11 protein-coding genes, 5 tRNA genes and 1 pseudogene are annotated in these 14,915 nt (G+C 67.7%); 5 read left to right on the top strand and 12 right to left on the bottom strand.

All coding sequences use genetic code 11. The annotated features are described in order from the left end of the window. Nucleotides 1–262: 262 nt before the first annotated feature. From lon to ABE487_RS12205, 7 genes and pseudogenes are all read right to left on the bottom strand, one after another. Nucleotides 263–2,623 (bottom strand): annotated as a pseudogene (gene lon, locus ABE487_RS12235) (endopeptidase La); the annotation flags it as partial. A 234-nt stretch (nucleotides 2,624–2,857) separates the two neighbouring features. Next, nucleotides 2,858–4,147 (bottom strand): ATP-dependent Clp protease ATP-binding subunit ClpX, encoded by a 1,290-nt coding sequence (gene clpX / locus ABE487_RS12230; RefSeq protein ID WP_183425696.1) that lies wholly within the window; start codon nucleotides 4,145–4,147, stop codon nucleotides 2,858–2,860. A gap of 112 nt (nucleotides 4,148–4,259) precedes the next feature. Continuing rightward, the gene (gene clpP / locus ABE487_RS12225; protein WP_346442178.1) at nucleotides 4,260–4,886 is read right to left on the bottom strand and encodes an ATP-dependent Clp endopeptidase proteolytic subunit ClpP; all 627 of its coding nucleotides are present in this window, start codon (nucleotides 4,884–4,886) and stop codon (nucleotides 4,260–4,262) included. A gap of 59 nt (nucleotides 4,887–4,945) precedes the next feature. Next, nucleotides 4,946–6,253, bottom strand: coding sequence for a trigger factor (gene tig / locus ABE487_RS12220; RefSeq protein WP_346442179.1), 1,308 nt, complete (start codon nucleotides 6,251–6,253; stop codon nucleotides 4,946–4,948). Nucleotides 6,254–6,897: 644 nt separating this feature from the next. Beyond that, nucleotides 6,898–6,982 (bottom strand) — tRNA-Leu (locus ABE487_RS12215). Between the two features lie 372 nt (nucleotides 6,983–7,354). Next, a tRNA-Lys gene (locus ABE487_RS12210) sits at nucleotides 7,355–7,430 on the bottom strand. A gap of 75 nt (nucleotides 7,431–7,505) precedes the next feature. Beyond that, nucleotides 7,506–7,582, bottom strand: a tRNA-His gene (locus ABE487_RS12205). A 462-nt stretch (nucleotides 7,583–8,044) separates the two neighbouring features. Here ABE487_RS12205 and ABE487_RS12200 point away from each other — a divergent pair. Both ABE487_RS12200 and ABE487_RS12195 read left to right on the top strand, forming a co-directional pair. Then, nucleotides 8,045–8,296 (top strand): hypothetical protein, encoded by a 252-nt coding sequence (locus ABE487_RS12200; protein ID WP_346452206.1) that lies wholly within the window; start codon nucleotides 8,045–8,047, stop codon nucleotides 8,294–8,296. A 269-nt stretch (nucleotides 8,297–8,565) separates the two neighbouring features. After that, a complete protein-coding gene (locus ABE487_RS12195) occupies nucleotides 8,566–9,063 on the top strand; it encodes a DUF892 family protein (RefSeq protein ID WP_346442181.1) in 498 nt (165 codons plus the stop codon). 136 nt (nucleotides 9,064–9,199) lie between these two features. Here the strand turns inward: ABE487_RS12195 and ABE487_RS12190 are convergent. Together ABE487_RS12190 and ABE487_RS12185 are read right to left on the bottom strand one after the other, a co-directional pair. Then, nucleotides 9,200–9,276, bottom strand: a tRNA-Arg gene (locus ABE487_RS12190). A 32-nt stretch (nucleotides 9,277–9,308) separates the two neighbouring features. Then, nucleotides 9,309–9,385 (bottom strand) — tRNA-Pro (locus tag ABE487_RS12185). Between the two features lie 147 nt (nucleotides 9,386–9,532). Between ABE487_RS12185 and ABE487_RS12180 the strand changes: the two genes are divergently transcribed. Beyond that, on the top strand, nucleotides 9,533–10,294 hold the full coding sequence (locus ABE487_RS12180; protein ID WP_346447931.1) for a Bax inhibitor-1/YccA family protein: 762 nt from the start codon (nucleotides 9,533–9,535) through the stop codon (nucleotides 10,292–10,294). A gap of 87 nt (nucleotides 10,295–10,381) precedes the next feature. On the opposite strand, the gene ABE487_RS12175 is transcribed toward ABE487_RS12180, so the two are convergent. From ABE487_RS12175 to grxC, 3 genes are all read right to left on the bottom strand, one after another. Then, nucleotides 10,382–11,389 (bottom strand): isocitrate dehydrogenase, encoded by a 1,008-nt coding sequence (locus ABE487_RS12175; RefSeq protein ID WP_346442183.1) that lies wholly within the window; start codon nucleotides 11,387–11,389, stop codon nucleotides 10,382–10,384. A gap of 141 nt (nucleotides 11,390–11,530) precedes the next feature. Then, nucleotides 11,531–11,932, bottom strand: a complete 402-nt coding sequence (locus tag ABE487_RS12170; RefSeq protein WP_346442184.1) for a carboxymuconolactone decarboxylase family protein — start codon at nucleotides 11,930–11,932, stop codon at nucleotides 11,531–11,533. Continuing rightward, nucleotides 11,929–12,177 (bottom strand): glutaredoxin 3, encoded by a 249-nt coding sequence (gene grxC, locus ABE487_RS12165; protein WP_183425979.1) that lies wholly within the window; start codon nucleotides 12,175–12,177, stop codon nucleotides 11,929–11,931. The genes ABE487_RS12170 and grxC overlap by 4 nt, the downstream gene beginning before the upstream one ends. Before the next feature lie 206 nt (nucleotides 12,178–12,383). Here grxC and ABE487_RS12160 point away from each other — a divergent pair, with 206 nt between their 5' ends. Together ABE487_RS12160 and phoB are read left to right on the top strand one after the other, a co-directional pair. Beyond that, the gene (locus tag ABE487_RS12160) at nucleotides 12,384–14,057 is read left to right on the top strand and encodes a M48 family metalloprotease (RefSeq protein ID WP_346452205.1); all 1,674 of its coding nucleotides are present in this window, start codon (nucleotides 12,384–12,386) and stop codon (nucleotides 14,055–14,057) included. A 158-nt stretch (nucleotides 14,058–14,215) separates the two neighbouring features. Beyond that, nucleotides 14,216–14,905 (top strand): phosphate regulon transcriptional regulator PhoB, encoded by a 690-nt coding sequence (phoB, locus tag ABE487_RS12155; RefSeq protein ID WP_346442186.1) that lies wholly within the window; start codon nucleotides 14,216–14,218, stop codon nucleotides 14,903–14,905. Nucleotides 14,906–14,915 lie beyond the last annotated feature (10 nt).

Genomic DNA, 14,915 nt, shown 5'->3' with positions numbered 1-14,915 from the left:
GCCGCCCGCCCCGCACCCCCGCCAGCCCGGGGTCCTGTGTGCATTTTCGCCCCGCTAATTTGCCCTCTGACCCCGGTTTTGCCGGTTTTGAAGGCGGCCGGGAAACGCCCATAAAAAAGGGCCGCAATCGCTTGCGGCCCTCGTCATGCGTATTGCGTCGGAATCAATGCTTGACGCGCGTGCGCCGGACCTCGCCGCCATTCTTGGGCACCACCTTCGAACGCGCCTTCTTCGGTTCGGGCTTGGCCGAGGGCGGCGGCGGGAGCGGCCGCTCCAGTGCCAGGTCGAGCACCTCGTCGATGTACTTCACCGGCACGATCTTCATGCCCTGGGTGACGTTCTTCGGGATGTCGGCCAGGTCCTTGCGGTTCTCCTCGGGGATGATCACGGTCTTGATGCCACCGCGCAGCGCCGCGAGCAGCTTCTCCTTCAGGCCGCCGATCGCGGTCACGCGCCCACGCAGCGTGATCTCGCCGGTCATCGCCACGTCCGCACGCACCGGGATGCGCGTGAGCAGCGAAACCAGCGTCGTCGCCATCGCGATGCCGGCGCTGGGACCGTCCTTGGGCGTCGCGCCGTCGGGCACGTGTACATGGATGTCGTGCTTCTGCAACGCGTCGAGCTCCAGGCCGAGCCGCTCGGCACGCGCGCGCACGACCGACATCGCCGCCGACGCCGATTCCTTCATCACATCACCCAGTTGGCCGGTCAGCGTCAGCTGGCCCTTGCCCGGCACCTGCGTGGCCTCGATCTGCAGCAGATCGCCGCCGACCTCGGTCCAGGCCAGGCCCGTGACCAGGCCGATCTCGTTGTCCTGTTCGGCGCGGCCGAAATCGAAGCGCTGCACGCCCAAGTACTTGTCGAGATTCTTCTCGGTGACCTTGACCGCCTTGATCGCCTTCACGCTCTTGCCCTTGGTCTGCACCGGGCCGGCCAGCGCGATCTCCTTGACGACCTTGCGGCAGACCTTGGCGATCTCGCGCTCGAGGTTGCGCACGCCCGACTCGCGCGTGTAGTAGCGCACGATGTCGCGGATCGCGCCTTCGGAGATCGTCAGCTCGGCCGCCTTCAGGCCGTTGGCCTTGAGCTGCTTGGGCAGCAGGTAGCGCGTGGCGATGTTCAGCTTCTCGTCCTCGGTATAACCCGGGATGCGGATCACTTCCATGCGGTCGAGCAACGGGCCGGGGATGTTGAGCGAGTTGGATGTCGCGACGAACATCACCTCCGACAGGTCGAGGTCGACCTCCAGATAGTGGTCGTTGAAGGTGTGGTTCTGTTCGGGATCGAGCACCTCCAGCAACGCCGAGGCCGGGTCGCCGCGGAAGTCCATCGACATCTTGTCGATCTCGTCGAGCAGGAACAGCGGGTTCTTGGTGCCGACCTTGTTGAGGCTCTGCACGATGCGACCGGGCATCGAGCCGACGTAGGTGCGCCGATGGCCGCGGATCTCGGCCTCGTCACGCACACCGCCCAGCGCCATCCGCGTGAACTTGCGGTTGGTCGCCTTGGCGATCGACTGGCCGAGCGAGGTCTTGCCCACGCCGGGCGGGCCGACCAGGCACAGGATCGCGCCCTTCATCTGCTTGACGCGCGTCTGCACGGCCAGGTACTCGAGAATGCGCTCTTTGACCTTCTCCAGGCCGTAGTGGTCGGCATCGAGGGTGTCCTGGGCCGCCTTGAGATCCTTGCGGACCTTGCTGCGCTTCTTCCACGGCACGCCGAGCAGCCAGTCGAGATAGTTGCGCACGACCGAGGCTTCGGCCGACATCGGCGGCATCTGCTTGAGCTTGTTGAACTCGGCGCGGGCCTTGGCCTCCACCGGCTTGGGCATGCCGGCCGAGGCGATCTTGCGGGCGAGCTCCTCGATATCGTTGGGCGCATCGTCGATCTCGCCCAACTCCTTCTGGATCGCCTTCATCTGCTCGTTGAGGTAGTACTCGCGCTGCGACTTCTCCATTTGCGACTTCACGCGGCCGCGGATGCGCTTTTCCATCTGCTGCACATCGATCTCGCCGTCGACGAAGCCGACCAGCAGCTCCAGGCGGTCGGCGGTATCGGCCGACTCGAGCAGCCGCTGCTTGTCAGCCAGGCGCACGCCCAGGTGCGCGGCGATCGTATCGGCCAGGCGGCCGGGCTCATCGATGCCGGCCAGGGTCTGCAGCAACTCGGGCGGCAGCTTGCGATTGGTCTTGACGTACTGCTCGAACAGGCCCATCAGCGAGCGCGCGATCGCCTCGACCTCGCGCGGCTCGCGCGACTCGACCGCACTCAACGGCACGCCGGCGCCCAACAGCGCGCCCTCGTGCTCGCGGATGTCGCGCAGCGAGACGCGCTCGGTGCCCTCGACCAGCACCTTGATGGTGCCGTCGGGCAGCTTGAGCAACTGCAGCACCTGGGCCAGCGTACCGACCTGATACAGGTCGTCCGCGCCCGGGTCATCGATGTCGGCGGACTTCTGCGCGACCAGCAGGATGCGCTTGTCGGCCTCCATCGCCACATCGAGCGCGCGGATCGACTTGTCGCGTCCGACGAACAGCGGGATCACCATGTGCGGGAACACGACGACGTCGCGCAACGGCAGGACCGGAAGATCGTAGGTGTCGGGAGTGGCGCGTGAGCTCATGGGGGGGTTCCTTGAAAGATCGCGTCCGGCCGGCGGCGCCGGCCCGGCGGCCGGACGAGGCCGCCTGGGGGCCAGTCGTTTATGGGGCGCGCGGGCGCCGGATGCAAGCGGATCGGCCGGCTCCCACGCAAAAGCGCCGCGATCGATCCGATCGCGGCGCTTACTGGCGGGCATTGTCCGGGCGCCGACGCTGAACGGGACGGCAGCCGGAACGTTTCGTTCCGGCTGCGTCGATCACTCGCCCGAGGAGGCGACCTTCTGCTCGGCGACCGGGGTCTCGTAGATCAGGTACGGCTCGGACTTGTGCTCGATGACCGACTCGTCGACCACGACCTTGCTGACGTTCTCCAGCGACGGCAGCTCGTACATGGTGTCGAGCAGCACGGATTCGACGATCGTACGCAGCCCGCGGGCGCCGGTCTTGCGCTTGATCGCTTTCTTGGCGATCGCCGACAGCGCGTCGGGCCGGAACTCCAGCTCGACGCCCTCCATCTCGAACAGCTTGCGGAACTGCTTGCTGATTGCGTTCTTGGGCTCGGTCAGGATCTGGATCAGCGCCGGCTCGTCCAGTTCCTCGAGCGTGGCGACCACCGGCAGGCGGCCGACGAACTCGGGAATCAGGCCGAACTTGATCAGGTCCTCGGGCTCGACGTCGGCCAGCACCTTGCCGGTGTCGGCCTTGCGCTCGGAACTCTTGAGCTTGGCGCCGAAACCGATGCCGCCGGCCTCGGTCGAACGCTGCTGGATCACCTTGTCCAGGCCGGCGAACGCGCCGCCGACGATGAACAGGATGTTCTTGGTGTCGACCTGCAGGAACTCCTGCTGCGGATGCTTGCGTCCGCCCTGCGGCGGCACGCTGGCGACCGTGCCTTCGATCAGCTTGAGCAGCGCCTGCTGCACGCCCTCGCCCGACACGTCGCGGGTGATCGACGGGTTCTCGCTCTTGCGCGAGATCTTGTCGATCTCGTCGATATAGACGATGCCCTGCTGCGCCTTCTCGGCGTCGTAGTCGCACTTCTGCAGCAGCTTCTGGATGATGTTCTCGACGTCCTCGCCGACATAGCCGGCCTCGGTGAGCGTCGTCGCATCGGCAATCGTGAACGGCACGTTGAGCAGGCGCGCCAGCGTCTCGGCCAGCAGCGTCTTGCCCGACCCGGTCGGACCGATCAGCAGGATGTTCGACTTGGCCAGTTCGACCTCGTCGTTCTTGCTGCGGCTCTCGATGCGCTTGTAGTGGTTGTACACGGCCACGGCGAGCGTCTTCTTCGCGCGCTTCTGGCCGATCACGTACTGGTCGAGCACCTCGAGGATCTCGCGCGGCTTGGGCAGCGAACTGCGCGCCGACTGCGCCTTCTCCTCGAGTTCCTCGCGGATGATGTCGTTGCAGAGCTCGACGCACTCATCGCAGATGAACACGCTGGGGCCCGCAATCAGCTTGCGCACCTCGTGCTGGCTCTTTCCGCAGAAGGAGCAGTAGAGGATCTTGTTGCTGTCGCCGGAACGACCCTGACGGTCTTCGCTCATGCCTTCGCCAAATCAATATTGCGGTTACGTTTCGAGAATAACACAGCGTCCGGCGCCGCCCTCAGGGACGGCACCGGCGCTCTCATGCCTGATGAATCAATGACTTGGAGCGTCAGGCGGGGGTGATCGTCTCGTCGGGACGGCGCTCGAGCACCTGGTCGACCAGGCCGTACTCACGGGCGGCCTGCGCGCTCTTGAAGTTGTCGCGCTCGGTATCGCGGGCGATCGTCTCGAACGGCTGGCCGGTGTGGTGGGCCATGATCTCGTTGAGACGCTGCTTCATCGACAGGATCTCCTTGGCATGGATGTCGATGTCGGTGGCCTGGCCCTGGAAGCCGCCCAGCGGCTGATGGATCATCACTCGCGAATTGGGCAACGCATAACGCTTGCCCGCCGCGCCCGAGGCCAGCAGCAGCGCGCCCATGCTGGCCGCCTGGCCGACGCAGATCGTGCTCACGTCCGGCTTGATGAACTGCATGGTGTCGTAGATCGCCATGCCCGCGGTGACCACGCCGCCGGGCGAGTTGATGTACAGATTGATGTCCTTCTCGGGGTTCTCCGCCTCGAGGAACAGCAACTGGGCCACGATCACGTTGGCCATATGGTCGTCGATGCCGCCGACCAGGAAGATCACGCGCTCCTTCAACAGGCGCGAGTAGATGTCGTACGCGCGCTCGCCGCGGCTGGTCTGCTCGACCACCATCGGCACCAGGTTGAGGGCTTTGGTTTCGATGCTCATCAATCGTTCCGTGTCGGGAGGGACGCCCGGCCCCGTTGGGCCGGACGGACGGACGCCACTTACCCCTGCGGGGCGATGGCGTCCTGGAAGGACAGCGGCTGCTCGGTGTGCTGGGCGCGCTCGGCGATCCAGTCGATCACCTGCTCTTCCATCACGCGGTTCTGCAGCCCCGACATCAGCTGGGGGTCGTTGCGGTACATCTCAATGACCTGCTGCGGCTCCTCGTAGGTGGAGGCGATCAGACGCATGGTCTCGTTCACGCGCTTGGGATCGAGCTTGAGCTCGTTGCGGCGCGCAACCTCGCCCACCAACAGCCCGACCAGCACGCGCTTGCGCGCAGGCTCCATGAACCCGGTGTGCGCATCCTCGCCCACATTCGGGTTCTGGCCGTTGCGGCGGGCCTGCTCGACGGTCTGGCGCAGCAGCGACCGGGCCTCGGCCTCCACCAGCTTGGGCGGCAGCTCGACGTGCGCGAACGCGGCGACGAGTTGCTCGCCGACCTCGCGACGCAGGCGGTTCATCAGCGCGCCCTTGAGCTCGCGCTCCAGGTTGCTGCGAATCTCGGTGCGGAACTGGTCCATCTCGCCGCTCTTGACGCCGAAGCTGCGGATGAACGCCGCATCGACCTCCGGCAGTTGCTGTTCGGACACCTGCTCGATCTTGACGTGCACGGTGGCCTGCTTGCCGGCGAGCGGCGGCACGCGCCAGTCCTGCGGGAAGCTGACCTCGATCGCCTTCTCTTCGCCCTTCGACAGGCCGACCAGCGCCTCCTCGATCTGCGGGAACATCGCGCCCGAACCGAGCACGGTGACGCCGCGCTCGGCGCCCTCGGCCGGCAGGCGCTCGTCGCCGATCTGCGACCAGGTCTCGACATCGACGGCATCGCCGGTCTGCGCGCCGCGCGTGACCGCGCTCCAGCTGCGGCGCTGCAGGCGCAGGTTCTCGATCATGCGATCGATGTCGTCCTCGGCCACCTCGGCGGTGTTGCGTACGACCTGAAGCTTCTCCAGTTCGATGTCGCCGAAATCGGGGACGACCTCGAACGTGGCGATGAACGCCAGTTCGCCCTCGTCCGCGGCTTCGGACGGCGCGATCTGCGGCTGGCCGGCCAGGCGCAGCGCGTTCTCGCGCACGCCCTGGTCGAAGCCCTCGCGTAGCAGGCCGTCCAGGACCTCGGCACGGACCTGCTCGCCGAACCGCTGCTCGACGACCTTGGCCGGCACCTTGCCAGGCCGGAAGCCCTTGAGCCGCGTGGTCCGCGCGATCTCGCGCAGACGGCCAGCGACCTGGGTCTCCAGGCGTTCGGATGGCACACGGAACGTCATCCGGCGTTCCAGGGTGCCCAGCGATTCGACCGAAACTTGCATATCCACTCCTGCGCTGCGGACGGCGCCGCACGACTCTGACTTGTTGGGAATTGGTTCCGACGGCGGCCGGCCGCCCGCGACCTGCGCGGCTGGCGACGGAACGGCGTAGTTTGGCCGATTCGGGGGCCGGCCGCCACCGGGCGGCGCGTCGGGGGGACGCCATAGGTCGACCGGGGGCGCGATACGGCGCGGCGCGGGGTTGGATGCGTGGCCGCCTTCGCAAGCGGCGAACGGGAGCGATCGTGCCGCCGGCGCGCCTGCGGAGATGGCCCGCGGCGTCATGGCCCGGGCGCGCGACGGCGCGCTGCGCTCCGAAGGCCCTCTTCAAAAGCCCGCGGCGTCATGATCCCTGCGCGCGAGCGCGCGTTCTTCATCGGGGAAGCTTCGAACAGCCCGCGGCGTCACGGCCCGGGCGCGCGACGGCGCGCCATGCTCCAACTCCCTCCTCAAAAGCCCGCGGCGTCACGATCCCCGCGCGCGAGCGCGTTCTTCATCGGGGAAGCTTCGAACAGCCCGCGGCGTCACGGCCCGGGCGCGCGACGGCGCGCTGCGCTCCCAAGGCCCTCTTCAAAAGCCCGCGGCGTCACGATCCCCGCGCGCGAGCGCGCGTTCTTCATGTCTGCCGCTTTGGGGTTCACCTGGGCTGGTGCGAAAGGCGGGACTCGAACCCGCACGCCTTGCGGCACTGGTACCTAAAACCAGGGCGTCTACCAATTCCGCCACTTTCGCATCGTGCCCGCCTGGCGGACGGCGGCATCGTAGTCGATCCCGGCCTCCGCGCCCATCCCGCCCCTCCCCTCGCGCCCGGGGCGAACGCCATGCGCGCTGCGCATGGCCGGACCTGCGCAGCAGGCGAACCGCAGGTTCGAATCCCGCGGCCAAACGCCCAAACGAAAAACGCCCGGCGGTGCCGGGCGCTTTGTAACGGGTGGGCCGTCAAGGGTGAGCCCGGGCGGCTTGCGAACCACCGGTTCGCGCCCGGGCGAACGCCATGCGCGCTGCGCATGGCCGGACCTGCGCAGCAGGCGAACCGAAGGTTCGAATCCCGCGGCCAAACGCCCAAACGAAAAACGCCCGGCGGTGCCGGGCGCTTTTCGTAACTGGTGGGCCGTCAAGGATTCGAACCTTGGACCTATTGATTAAGAGTCAACTGCTCTACCAACTGAGCTAACGGCCCGATGAAGCGGGCGCGCATTGTAATACCGCCTTGCGCGCCGATGCAACACCGGAGGGGCATTGCATCTTGAAACGGTGGGGTGGCTGAGGGGATTCGAACCCCCGACCACTGGAATCACAATCCAGTACTCTAACCAACTGAGCTACAGCCACCACAGACCCGCATCGCCTGCCGACCCAAGGGTCGCCCGGCGGCCGCGCATTCTATCCCGAAACGCATGGCGAACGACATGCTTTCGACACGACCCGCGCGGCGGGCGCGCATTGTAGCGCGGCATCGGCCGAAATGGCAGCGCATTGCTTGCTGATCGCCGGCATGTCGACAACCGCCTGCTTGCTGCTCAGGCGACTCGATGCACACATGCTGGCTGTCGACGTTGCCGTGGCAGAGGGTCGCCTCGCTTCGCCTCGACAGGCGCCCGGCGCTCCGCCCCCCCTCCGCCGGCCACGTTGCGAAACGACAGATACGCATCGCCGACGCCTGCCACACCACGCTTCCAGCGCAGCGCCATGCAACATCGTCGCAGCTCGTCGACCCTGTGACGGGCGCATTCACAACGCCGTCTCGAAATGATCCCCCATGTTGGATCTGTCTCCGCGCTCCTCGGTCGGTGCATGCGTCGCCAGAATCTCGAAGCCCTGTTCGATGCCTGGGAAAGCGAACTCGCGCTGCTGTTCGAAGCAACGCCCGGGATCGAGGAATTCTGGCAACACTGGCGCGAGCGCGAGGCGGTCATCGAACAGTTGGTCACGCCGGAGCGGGCCGCGCTCGCGGCCGCCGCGTTCGCACGGCTGCTGACCCTGGCCCAAGCGCACGGCTACGGCCAGCGGCCCGCGACACGGCGCCCGCCCCCGATGCTGGAATGACAGGCGCCGCTGTCGCGCCCCCGGACGAGCACTCGACCCGATGACGGACAAGCGGCGCGGCCAGCTCGCTTCCCGCCCCTCAGGCGTGCCACACACCTGCCGCTCCCCGCCACATTGCCCGCACTGCGGCGTGCGCTTCGCCGGACACAAGCTCCGCGCCCCCCTCCCCGCCACTCCTGCAGGGATTGCATTCGACCGGACCCACGGACTCACGCCCCCGGGACGATGCGGTCCCTACACAGTCTCTCCACCCCACAGGAGAGATCGCAATGGCAGTCAAGACGCTCGAAGAATTGTTCATCCACGAACTCTCGGACACCCATTCGGCCGAACGCCAAATGGCTAAGGCGCTGCCGCGCCTGGTCCGTGCGGCCGACAATCCGGCACTGGCGGCCGCGTTCGAAACGCATCTGGAAGAGACCACCTTGCAGATCGAGCGCCTCGACCGTGTGGTCGAGTTGCTGGACGCGCGCCTGAAGCGCATCAAGTGCGCCGCAATGGAAGGCCTGGTCGAAGAGAGCAAGGACGTCATCGATTCGATCGACAAAGGCCCGCTGCGCGACGCCGCACTCATCGGCGGCGCGCAGAAAGTGGAGCACTACGAGATCGCGTCGTACGGCACGCTGTGCGCGCTGGCGAAGCAACTGGGCCACACCGACGCGGTCAAGCTGCTGCAGGAAACGCTGGCCGAGGAAAAAGCCACCGACGAGAAGCTGACGCTGTTGGCAGAACACGGCGGCAACCAGGCCGCGGCCGAGAACGCCTGACCGACAGAGGTGACGACGCGTTCGATGCACGCGTCGTTACAGCCCTATCAGCCGACAGGCCACTGCTGGGGATCGCGAAGCTGCGGCGTGACGACAATGACGCGGCAACGAGAATGCACATACGGTCGCGTGCCCATGGCGCGCCCGACAGGAATCGAACCTGTAACCCCCGACTTAGAAGGTCGGTGCTCTATCCGGTTGAGCTACGGGCGCCCGCGGGACACGCTGCGACCGGGCTCGCCGGGTGGTCGGGGTAGAGGGATTCGAACCCCCGACATCCTGCTCCCAAAGCAGGCGCGCTACCAGACTGCGCTATACCCCGCCGGACATCGAGCGGTCGAATCGCCCGCCGGTGGGCCGGAGGACCTCGGCATTGTCGGAAGGCGCAGCCGCGCTGTCAACGCGCCGCCCAGACGCCGCGGTGTATCCTGCCCGGCGATCCGAACATGAACCATCAGGGGCTTACTCGATGCGCAGCGGCAATCCCACGCTTCAGGAATCCACGTTCCTCGACCTCGCCAGCGGCAGCGTCGTCACCCGCGACGGGGAGGCGATGACGCTCAACGGCACGGTCAACAAGACCGGCCTGCTGCTCCTGCTCGCGGTCCTGACAGCCGCGTTCGCGTGGACGCAGTCGGTCAACGCGGACGGCACGCCGACGGAAAGCTTCGGGCTGTATGCCTGGGGCGGCGCGATCGGCGGCCTGATCCTGGCGCTGGTCACGGTATTCAAGAAGACCTGGGCGCCGGTCACCGCCCCGATGTACGCCCTGGTCGAAGGGTGCTTTCTCGGCGCGATCTCGGCGATGTTCGAGGCACGCTTCCCGGGCATCGTGATGCAGGCGGTGATGCTGACCTTCGGCACGCTGTTCGCGTTGCTGGCGGTGTATCGCAGTGGCCTGATCAAGGCGACCGAGAACTTCAAGCTCGGTGTGGCCGCGGCCACTGGCGGTATCGCGCTGGTCTACCTGGCGACGATCGTGCTGAGGCTGTTCAACATCGAGGTGCCGCTGATCCACGAATCGGGCCTGATCGGCATCGGTTTCAGTCTGTTCGTGGTCGTGGTCGCCGCGCTGAACCTGGTGCTGGATTTCGACTTCATCGAGACCGGCGTCGAGCACGGCGCACCGAAGTACATGGAGTGGTACGGCGCGTTCGGCCTGATGGTCACGCTGGTGTGGCTGTACGTTGAGTTCCTCCGCCTGCTGGCGAAGTTGCAGTCGCGCGACTGAGCCGCCATGCGCCGGGGTCATCCCCAGCAACGCCGGACACGACAAGGGCGCCGAACGGCGCCCTTGTCGTGTGTGCTGCCGATGGCCTCAGAGCCGCGAGGCGATCGCCTGCGCGAAGCCCATCGTGGTGCCGGTGCCGCCCAGGTCCGGGGTCACGCCGTCCTTGGCATCGAGCGTGGCGACGATCGCGGCGCGCAACCGCTGCGCCTGCTCGGGCAGCGCCAGATGGTCGAGCATCTGCGCGGCCGCCAGCAGCAGCGCGCAGGGATTGGCCACGCCCTTGCCGGCGATGTCCGGTGCCGAGCCGTGCACGGCTTCGAAGATCGCCGCGTCCTTGCCGATGTTGGCGCCCGGGGCCAGGCCCAGCCCGCCGACCAAACCGGCGCACAGGTCGGAGATGATGTCGCCGAACAGGTTCGTGGTCACGATGATGTCGAACTGCTCGGGGCGCATCACCAGCTGCATGCAGGTGTTGTCGACGATCATCTCGTTGGCCTCGATCTCCGGATACTCGGCCGCGACCTCGCGGGCGATCTTCAGGAACAGGCCCGAGGTGCTCTTGAGGATGTTGGCCTTGTGGACAATCGTGACTTTCTTGCGGCCGGTCTTGCGCGCCAGCTCGAATGCGTAGCGCACGATGCGCTCCGAGCCCTTGCGGGTGATACGGGTGATCGACACCGCGGTCTCGCCGTCGGCCGACACCTCCTGGCCTTCGCTGATGTACGAACCTTCGGTGTTCTCGCGGATCGTGATCAGATCGACGCCGCTGGAAAAGCGCGAGCGGGTGTTCGGGAACGAGGTCGCCGGGCGGACATTGGCGTAGAGATCGAACTGGCGACGCAGTTCGACGTTGATCGAGCTGAAGCCGCCGCCCACCGGCGTGGTCAGCGGGCTCTTGAGCGCAACGGCGTTGCGGCGGATCGATTCGAGTGTCGCGGCCGGCAGCAGCTCGCCGTGCTTGTCGAGCGCCATCAGGCCGGCGTCGGCGTCTTCGTACTTGAGGCCCAGCTGCATCGCGTCGAGCACGTGCAGCGTGGCGTCCATGATCTCCGGGCCGATACCGTCGCCGCGGATAACCGTAATCGTGTGCGTCATGTCGGGGGGAGGTCCCTGCGCAGGGGCACCGCGCTGCGCGCGGCGCCAGGGTGAAATGAAGGAAGAAAACCGCCGTATTATGCCCGATGCGCGCAGATGGCCCCAAACCGGGCAACCGGGCGCACAGGGCGCGCGGCTGGGTCAGCCGTGGTCGTGGCCGGCCGGCGCGGCGGCCTCGCCCTGCTCCAGCCGGTCGAGGAAATCGACCGCGCGGCGCAGGTGCGGGATGACGATGCTGCCGCCCACGACCAAGCCCACCGAGAACGTTTCGAACAGTTCCTCGCGGCTCGCACCGGCGTCCTTGCACTGGGCGACGTGGTAGCTGATGCAGTCGTCGCAGCGCAGGACCAGCGAGGCCACCAGCCCCAGCAACTCCTTGGTCTTCACGTCGAGCGCGCCGGCCTGGTAGGTCTGGGTGTCGAGCGCGAAGAAGCGCCGCACCACCTGATTGGGTTCGGCGAGGATGCGCTCGTTCATGCGCTTGCGGAATGTGGTGAATTCGGCGAGTCGGTCGCCCTCGCCTTCGGTCCGGTCGCCGCTCACGACGCCGCGCCCTCGACCAGCGGCAGGAAGCCGCCCTGGCGGTGCAGCGCCATCATGTCGTCGTAGCCGCCGACGTGGGTCTGGCCGACGAAGATCTGCGGCACGCTGGTGCGGCGCGCACGCTCGACCATACGCTGGCGCTCGTCGGCATCCAGGTCCACGCGCACCTCGCGCCACGACAGGCCCTGGCTCTTGAGGAAGTTCTTGGCGGCCGCGCAGTATCCGCAGATCGCGCTGGTGTACATGACGATCTCCGGCGCCGCCGGGTCGGGGGATTGGCTGGTCAAGTCGGTCTCCGGGGAAACTTGTGCGGCCATTGTCGGTCAAAGCCGGGTCGCGGGGCGATGATGTTGCGATCACGACGCACCGCCCGCTTAACATGGGATTCACGCCCGTGGCCGAGCGCGCCGGCATGCTGGTTGCGCGGCCCCGCCCCTTCGATACCGAGCCGATGCCCACGATCCGACCTCGCCGTTTTCCCTTCCGCGTCCGCCTGCTGCCCTCGGCGATCGCGCTGACGCTGGTCGTCGCGTCGCTCGGCGTGCCGGCCCAGGACACCCGGCTGCCCGATATCGGCTCGTCGGCCGGCACCGTGCTCAGCCCCGCCAAGCAATCCGAGTACGGGCAGATGCTGCTGGCGCAGCTGCGGCACTACAACTATGTGCTGGAAGATCCACTGGTCGAAAACTGGCTGCGCACCACCGGCACACGGCTGGCGGCTTCGAGCGACCGGCCGCAGCAACCCTTCACCTTCTTCATGATGCGCGACCGCAGCATCAACGCGTTCGCCACGCTCGGCGGCTACATCGGCATGAACGCCGGCCTGGTGCTGGCGGCCGAAAGCGAGGACGAGGTCGCCGCGGTCCTCGCGCACGAGGTCGCGCATGTGACCCAGTCGCATGTGTTGCGCGGCGTCGAGCGTGCCCAGCGCGACCAGATCCCGATGCTGCTGGCGATGCTCGGCGCGATCGCGGTGGCCTCGCAGAGCAGCAGCAGTTCCTCCGACGATGCGGCGATGGCGGTGCTGGCCGGCGCCCAGGGCCTGGCCCTGCAGCGCCAGATCGACTACACCCGCTCCAACGAGTCGGAGGCCGACCGGCTCGGCATCCGCACACTGGCGCGCAGCGGCTACGACCCCGATGCGATGGCCTCGATGTTCGAGCGCATGCAGGCGGTCTCGCGCACCAACCAGGGCGGCGAACGCGAGCGCCTGCCCGACTATCTCAAGACCCATCCGGTCACCACGACCCGCATCAGCGAGGCGCGCGATCGCGCCGAGCGCATGACCCGCGAGACCGTGCAGGTCACGACCACGACCCCGCAGGGCTCGCGTGTGGAGCGTGTGCCGGTGGACGGCGCGCCCGAGGCGCCGCTGCGCGCGCTCGACAACCCGCTGTTGCCGGCCGCGTTGCGCCTGCCGCCCGGCGCCACCGGCGGCACCGATCCGGTCCAGTTCGGCTGGGCGCGCGAGCGGCTGCGCGTGCTCAGCGCCAATACGCCGGCGCAGGCGATCCGCGAGTACGAGGCGATGCGCCGCAGCGGCACCCTGACCGATGCCCAGCGCTACGGGCTGGCCTTTGCCCGCCTGCGCGCCAACGAGGCCGAGGTCGCCGCGCGCGAGCTCTCGGCCCTGCTCGACACCTACCCCGGCGATGTCTGGCTGTCGCTGGGCATGGCCGAGGCCGATGCGCGTGCCGGCCGGTCCGCGGCCGCGGACCGGCGCCTGGAGGCGCTGGTCGAACGGATGCCGCGCAATCCGGCGGTCGTGCTGAGCTACGCGACATTGCTGCTCGAGCGCGACTCTGCCCAATCCGGGCGCCGCGCCCAGGCGCTGCTGCGGCCGCTGCTCAACGGCTCGAGCGGCGACCCGGCCTTCCAGCGTGCATTCGCCCGCGCCAGCGAGATGGCCGGCGACCCGGTGCGGGCGGGCGAGGCCTGGGCCGAGGCGGCATTCCTGGGAGGCCGCGCGGAACAGGCGCTGATCCAGCTCAATACGCTCAAGAAGCGCGAGGACCTGGACTACTACGCCCGCGCGCGGATCGATGCGCGGATCGCCGCGATCACCCCGATGGTGCTGGAACTGCACCGCCAGGGTGTCCGCGACGAGGACCTGCGCCGGCGCTGACGGGCTGGTCACGGGCGCCGGGACGCGCCCGGCCGGCGGATCGTCGGCGCCGGCGCCGCTGCGCCGCCGCAGCGCCGACACGCCTTGCCGCCCCCCTGTCACCGGACCGTCATAAAACTGTCGTGTAATGGGGACTCCCCGGTCCTACGGAAAGCTCCATGCACAAGCGCATCCTCATCGTCGACGACGAACCGGCGATCCGCGATATGGTCGCGTTCGCGCTGCGCAAGGGCGAATTCGAACCGATGCACGCCGGCGACGCGCGCGAGGCCCAGTCTGCGATCGTCGACCGCGTGCCCGACCTGATCCTGCTCGACTGGATGCTGCCCGGGACCAGCGGCCTGGAACTGGCCAGGCGCTGGCGCAAGGATGCGCTGACCCGCGATATCCCGATCATCATGCTCACCGCGCGCGGTGAGGAAAACGATCGCGTCGGCGGGCTGGAAGCCGGCGTCGACGACTATGTGGTCAAGCCGTTCTCGGCCCGCGAGTTGCTGGCGCGCATCCGCGCGGTGATGCGCCGGGCACGCGACGACGACGAGGACGGCAGCGTGACAGTGGGGACGCTGCGCATCGACGGCGCGGCGCACCGGGTGTTCGCCGGCAACGAACCGGTCCAGATCGGCCCGACGGAGTACCGGTTGCTGCATTTCTTCATGACCCATCCCGAGCGCGTCTACAGCCGCTCGCAACTGCTCGATCATGTCTGGGGCGGCAGTGTCTACGTCGAGGAGCGCACGGTCGATGTGCACATCCGCCGGCTGCGCAAGACGCTCGAGCCGAGCGGACTGGACGGCATGGTGCAGACGGTTCGCGGCGCCGGCTACCGATTCTCGGCGTCGGTGTGAGCGCCGCGCC

This window comes from Luteimonas sp. TWI596 (assembly GCF_039674105.1).
Lineage (GTDB): Bacteria > Pseudomonadota > Gammaproteobacteria > Xanthomonadales > Xanthomonadaceae > Luteimonas.
This window is presented reverse-complemented; position numbering and strand designations above follow the sequence as displayed.

Excerpts from the sequence above, each read along its gene's own strand:
- clpX (WP_183425696.1), bottom strand. The coding sequence starts at position 4,147 with ATGAGCGAAGACCGTCAGGGTCGTTCCGGCGACAGCAACAAGATCCTC.
- clpP (WP_346442178.1), bottom strand. The coding sequence starts at position 4,886 with ATGAGCATCGAAACCAAAGCCCTCAACCTGGTGCCGATGGTGGTCGAG.
- tig (WP_346442179.1), bottom strand. The coding sequence starts at position 6,253 with ATGCAAGTTTCGGTCGAATCGCTGGGCACCCTGGAACGCCGGATGACG.
- ABE487_RS12200 (WP_346452206.1), top strand. The coding sequence starts at position 8,045 with ATGCGTCGCCAGAATCTCGAAGCCCTGTTCGATGCCTGGGAAAGCGAA.
- ABE487_RS12195 (WP_346442181.1), top strand. The coding sequence starts at position 8,566 with ATGGCAGTCAAGACGCTCGAAGAATTGTTCATCCACGAACTCTCGGAC.
- ABE487_RS12180 (WP_346447931.1), top strand. The coding sequence starts at position 9,533 with ATGCGCAGCGGCAATCCCACGCTTCAGGAATCCACGTTCCTCGACCTC.
- ABE487_RS12175 (WP_346442183.1), bottom strand. The coding sequence starts at position 11,389 with ATGACGCACACGATTACGGTTATCCGCGGCGACGGTATCGGCCCGGAG.
- grxC (WP_183425979.1), bottom strand. The coding sequence starts at position 12,177 with ATGTACACCAGCGCGATCTGCGGATACTGCGCGGCCGCCAAGAACTTC.
- ABE487_RS12160 (WP_346452205.1), top strand. The coding sequence starts at position 12,384 with ATGCCCACGATCCGACCTCGCCGTTTTCCCTTCCGCGTCCGCCTGCTG.
- phoB (WP_346442186.1), top strand. The coding sequence starts at position 14,216 with ATGCACAAGCGCATCCTCATCGTCGACGACGAACCGGCGATCCGCGAT.